This is a genomic window from Pseudomonas sp. NPDC089530, assembly GCF_050280705.1.
In the GTDB taxonomy this organism is placed as follows: Bacteria; Pseudomonadota; Gammaproteobacteria; order Pseudomonadales; family Pseudomonadaceae; genus Aquipseudomonas.
In genome coordinates this window covers 1-4195 of record NZ_JBNNVU010000175.1, presented here as the reverse complement: position 1 = coordinate 4195, position 4195 = coordinate 1, and the positions used below count along the sequence as shown (strand labels likewise).

The 4195-nt window shown below is 61.3% G+C and carries 3 protein-coding genes and 3 pseudogenes; 5 read left to right on the top strand and 1 reads right to left on the bottom strand.

Annotated features, from left to right (window positions below):
• From ACQKQA_RS29780 to ACQKQA_RS29760, 5 genes and pseudogenes are all read left to right on the top strand, one after another.
• Positions 1 to 514: pseudogene (locus ACQKQA_RS29780) on the top strand (hypothetical protein); the annotation flags it as partial.
• Positions 515 to 595: 81 nt separating this feature from the next.
• Complete coding sequence (locus ACQKQA_RS29775; protein WP_427564738.1) at positions 596 to 1762, top strand: JmjC domain-containing protein; 1167 nt, start codon at positions 596 to 598, stop codon at positions 1760 to 1762.
• A complete protein-coding gene (locus ACQKQA_RS29770; RefSeq protein WP_427564737.1) occupies positions 1755 to 2180 on the top strand; it encodes a GNAT family N-acetyltransferase in 426 nt (141 codons plus the stop codon). Before ACQKQA_RS29775 ends, ACQKQA_RS29770 begins: the two co-directional genes overlap by 8 nt.
• A 261-nt stretch (positions 2181 to 2441) precedes the next feature.
• The gene (locus ACQKQA_RS29765) at positions 2442 to 3239 is read left to right on the top strand and encodes a secretin N-terminal domain-containing protein (RefSeq protein ID WP_427564736.1); all 798 of its coding nucleotides are present in this window, start codon (positions 2442 to 2444) and stop codon (positions 3237 to 3239) included.
• Positions 3240 to 3749: 510 nt separating this feature from the next.
• A pseudogene (locus tag ACQKQA_RS29760) lies at positions 3750 to 4106 on the top strand (isocitrate lyase); the annotation flags it as partial.
• A gap of 1 nt (position 4107) precedes the next feature.
• Here ACQKQA_RS29760 and ACQKQA_RS29755 read toward each other — a convergent pair.
• A pseudogene (locus ACQKQA_RS29755) lies at positions 4108 to 4195 on the bottom strand (GTP-binding protein); the annotation flags it as partial.

Below are 4195 nucleotides of genomic sequence, written 5' to 3'. Positions count from 1 at the left end.
CCGGCTCGACTACCACTACCAACCTGGGGGCCAGTTGAGCGGTATCGACCTCAACGGCTCGCGCCTGACCCGTCACCAATACAGCGCCGGCCTTGCCAACGCACTGTTCCAGCACCTGGCGAGCAAACTGCCGATCTCCCGCTGGCAGCGCGACCTGACCGACTCCACCGTCCTGCGTAACCTGGGCGTCGGTTTCGCCCACAGCGTGATCGCCTACGAAGCCAGCCTCAAAGGCATCAGCAAACTGGAGCTCAACGCCCAGAAGATCGCCGAGGACCTGGACGCCTGCTGGGAAGTCCTGGCCGAGCCGATCCAGACCGTGATGCGTCGCTACAACATCGAAAACCCGTACGAAAAGCTCAAGGAACTGACGCGCGGCAAGGGCATCAGCCCGCAAGCGCTGCTGACCTTCATCGATGGGCTGGAAATGCCTGAAGCCGCCAAGGCCGAGCTGAAAAAGCTCACCCCGGCCAGCTACATCGGCAATGCCGTGGCGCAAGCCAAACGCATCTGATCGATGGCAAGACCTTGACGCCCGGCAGCGCCGGGCGTTTTTATTCCCGTATGAAAAGTGCATTTTTTCAATAGGTTACACATGAATCCTGATATTCCTCTTCAACTTTTGGGCGGCATCAGCGCACGGGAATTCCTGCGTGACTACTGGCAGAAAAAGCCCCTGCTGATCCGTCAGGCCCTGCCCGACTTCGAAAGCCCGATCGACGCCAACGAACTGGCCGGCCTGGCCCTGGAAGAGGAAGTCGAATCGCGCCTGGTGCTCGAGCATGGCGCCCAGCCCTGGGAAATGCGCCGCGGCCCCTTCGCCGAGGACGAGTTCGGCAAGCTGCCGGAGCGCGACTGGACCCTGCTGGTCCAGGCCGTCGACCAGTTCGTGCCGGAAGTCGCCGAGCTGCTGGAGCACTTCCGCTTCCTGCCCAGCTGGCGGATCGACGATGTGATGATCAGCTTTGCCGCGCCCGGCGGCAGCGTTGGCCCGCACTTCGATAACTACGACGTGTTCCTGCTGCAGGGCCATGGCAAGCGCAACTGGAAAATCGGCCAGATGTGCAACGCCGAGAGCCCGCTGCTGAAACACGCCGACCTGCGCATCCTGGCGGAATTCGAAGAAATCGCCGAATGGGTTCTGGAACCCGGCGACATGCTCTACCTGCCGCCACGCCTGGCCCATTACGGCGTCGCGGTCGACGACTGCATGACCTACTCGGTCGGCTTCCGCGCCCCGAGCGCTGCCGAAGTGCTGACCCACTTCACCGACTTCCTCAGCCAGTACCTGCCGGACGAAGAGCGCTACACCGACGCCGACGCCCAGCCGGCCGGCGATCCGCACCAGATCCAGCACGACGCCCTCGACCGCCTCAAGGGCCTGCTGTCCGAGCACATGAGCGACGAGCGCATGCTGCTGACCTGGTTCGGCCAGTTCATGACCGAACCGCGCTATCCGGAACTGGTAGTCGGCCCCGAGCTGGAAGAAGAGGACCTGCTGGGCAGCCTCGAACAAGGCGCGATCCTGATCCGCAACCCGAGTGCACGCCTGGCCTGGTCCGAAGTCGACGACGATCTGCTGCTGTTCGCCAGCGGCCAGAGCCGTTACCTGCCGGGCAAGCTGCGCGAACTGCTGAAAATGATCTGCGCCGCCGACGCCCTGCATGCCGACAACCTCGGTCCATGGCTGGCGGACGACGACGGCCGCAGCCTGCTGTGCGAACTGGTCAAGCAAGGAAGCCTGGGATTTGCCGATGAATAAGATTCACGTACGTGTCGCAGACTGGCAAAAGGATAACGCCGAGATCCGGCGCATTCGTGAAGCGGTATTCATCGTCGAGCAATCCGTCCCGCCCGAGCTGGAGTGGGACGCCGACGACGACAGCGCGGTGCACTTTCTCGCGCTCGAAGGCGACTTTCCGATCGGCACAGCCCGCCTGCTGCCCGCCGGGGAAGTCGGCCGGGTATCGGTCCTCAAGGACTGGCGCGGCCTGAAGGTCGGCGATGCATTGATGCAGGCCGTGATCGGCGAGGCCGAGAAACGCGGCCTCAAGCAGCTGACGCTCAGCGCCCAGGTGCAAGCCACGGCCTTCTATGAGCGCCTGGGCTTCAGCATCGTCAGCGAGGAATTCCTGGAAGTCGGCATTCCTCACGTCGACATGGTCCGCAACAGCGCCTGAAAAAGCCTTTCCCATAGGCGCGAGCTTGCTCGCGATGGATCTTTCGGTTTCGCAACCGCATCGACTGCATCGCGAGCAATCGAGCGTCGACCGGCTGCTCCTACGGAAAGCGCCCTGAAACGCCCCGCCATCCGCAAACCCAGCAAGCTAAGCTGGACCCGAGGATGCCGGGGCGTTTTGCTGCCCGCGATTCAACTTGCCCCACCGCGAGCCGACAAACTGTCAAACTCAAGGCTTCCACCCCCAGCGGAGATAACGGACATGTCCCTACGCACCCTGCTCACGACACTGCTGCTGACTGCCAGCTTTTCAGTCACCGCGGCCACCGAGATCGTGCCCCTGAACAACCGCACCAGCGCCGACCTGCTGCCCGTCGCGCAGAACTTTCTCGGCAGGGATGGCAAGGTCAGCGCCTATGGCAACCAGTTGATCGTCAATGCCGAGCCCGAGAAAATCGAGGAACTGCGAGCCTTCGTCGCCCAACTGGACACCCCCGCCAAGCGCCTGCTGATCACCGTCGACACCAGCGAAAACAACACCCAGGACAACCGCGCGCCGCAAACCCGAATCATCACCCACAGCACCACAAGCCGTGACGGTGGCATTCAGCAGATTCAGGCCAGCGAAGGCATACCGGCGCTGATCCAGGTCGGCCAGAGCGTGCCGGTGACCACCACCCAGACCGATGCCTACACCGGCCTGCCCAACCAGAGCAACACCTCCGGCCAGCCGCAATACCTGCCCAACAACTACGCCCACCTGCAAAGCCAGACTCAATACCGCAATGTCACCCAGGGTTTCTATGTCACTGCCAGCGTCACCGGTGAGACCGTTCACCTGAGCATCAGTACCAATCGTGACCGCATGAGCCAGGATCGTCCCGATGTAGTGAACGTACAAAGTACCGACACAACCGTCAGCGGTCGCCTGGGCGAGTGGATCACCGTGGCGGGCGTCAATCACCAGAACCAGGCCGACAAACAGGCTCTAACCCGCAGCTACTCGACTCAGAGCCGGGATGACATGACGCTGCGGGTGAAAGTCGACGCCTTGGACTAAAGCACCGAAAACTGACTGATTAGTCGTATTAGACCAAAGATGTAGTACTTAAAAAAAAGCACTACAAAACGTTTGACGAGCCAAAAAACCGAAGGCATGATGGCCTCGCTCCCGCTAATCAGGGGCCCTGGCCAGGGCCTTCGGATCGCGCTCTAACCCACCCACCTGAGCCGATTCGTGTCTGTACCGCCCACAAGGTGTGTTTGACGAGATTGCGACTGGAACGAGGTTGTCCCGAGGGACGGAAGCTAATTAGGTAGAACGGCAACACACTGATGGCTCGCATGAAGGTCCACGACACCCGACTGCGCCCGACAGCTGGCCTTACCTGCTCACTTTCCCCCTTGAGCCCATCGTTCACCCGTCGCCATCTGCGCCAATCCGACTTGACCGCCTAAGCTTCTGGTCAGCGAGCAGCCAATTACGCACCTTCAACCCTGTGTAGCTGGTGAGTCGGAATTTTCCGCCCAAGAACGACTTTTCACACAAGACGCGACGAGGTTTATCTCCATGGCACTGACACGCGAACAGCAAATTGCAGCCCTTGAAAAAGACTGGGCTGAAAACCCGCGCTGGAAAGGCGTGACTCGCACTTACTCCGCTGCCGACGTTGTCCGTCTGCGTGGCTCGGTTCAACCTGAGCACACCCTGGCACGCATGGGCGCCGAGAAGCTCTGGAACCTGGTGACCCAGGGTGCCAAACCGTCCTTCCGTCCTGAGAAAGATTTCGTCAACTGCATGGGCGCCCTGACCGGCGGCCAGGCCGTACAACAAGTCAAAGCCGGTATCCAGGCGATCTACCTGTCGGGCTGGCAGGTTGCAGCGGACAACAACTCCGCGGAATCGATGTACCCGGACCAGTCGCTGACAGCGCCATACGAGCCGAACCGATGATGATTGGAGTGTCATCGCCCGGGAAGTCGTAGGTGGACAGCAGGTCACGAACTTCCATCTCG

Excerpts from the sequence above, each read along its gene's own strand:
- ACQKQA_RS29770 (WP_427564737.1), top strand. The coding sequence starts at position 1,755 with ATGAATAAGATTCACGTACGTGTCGCAGACTGGCAAAAGGATAACGCC.
- ACQKQA_RS29765 (WP_427564736.1), top strand. The coding sequence starts at position 2,442 with ATGTCCCTACGCACCCTGCTCACGACACTGCTGCTGACTGCCAGCTTT.
- ACQKQA_RS29775 (WP_427564738.1), top strand. The coding sequence starts at position 596 with ATGAATCCTGATATTCCTCTTCAACTTTTGGGCGGCATCAGCGCACGG.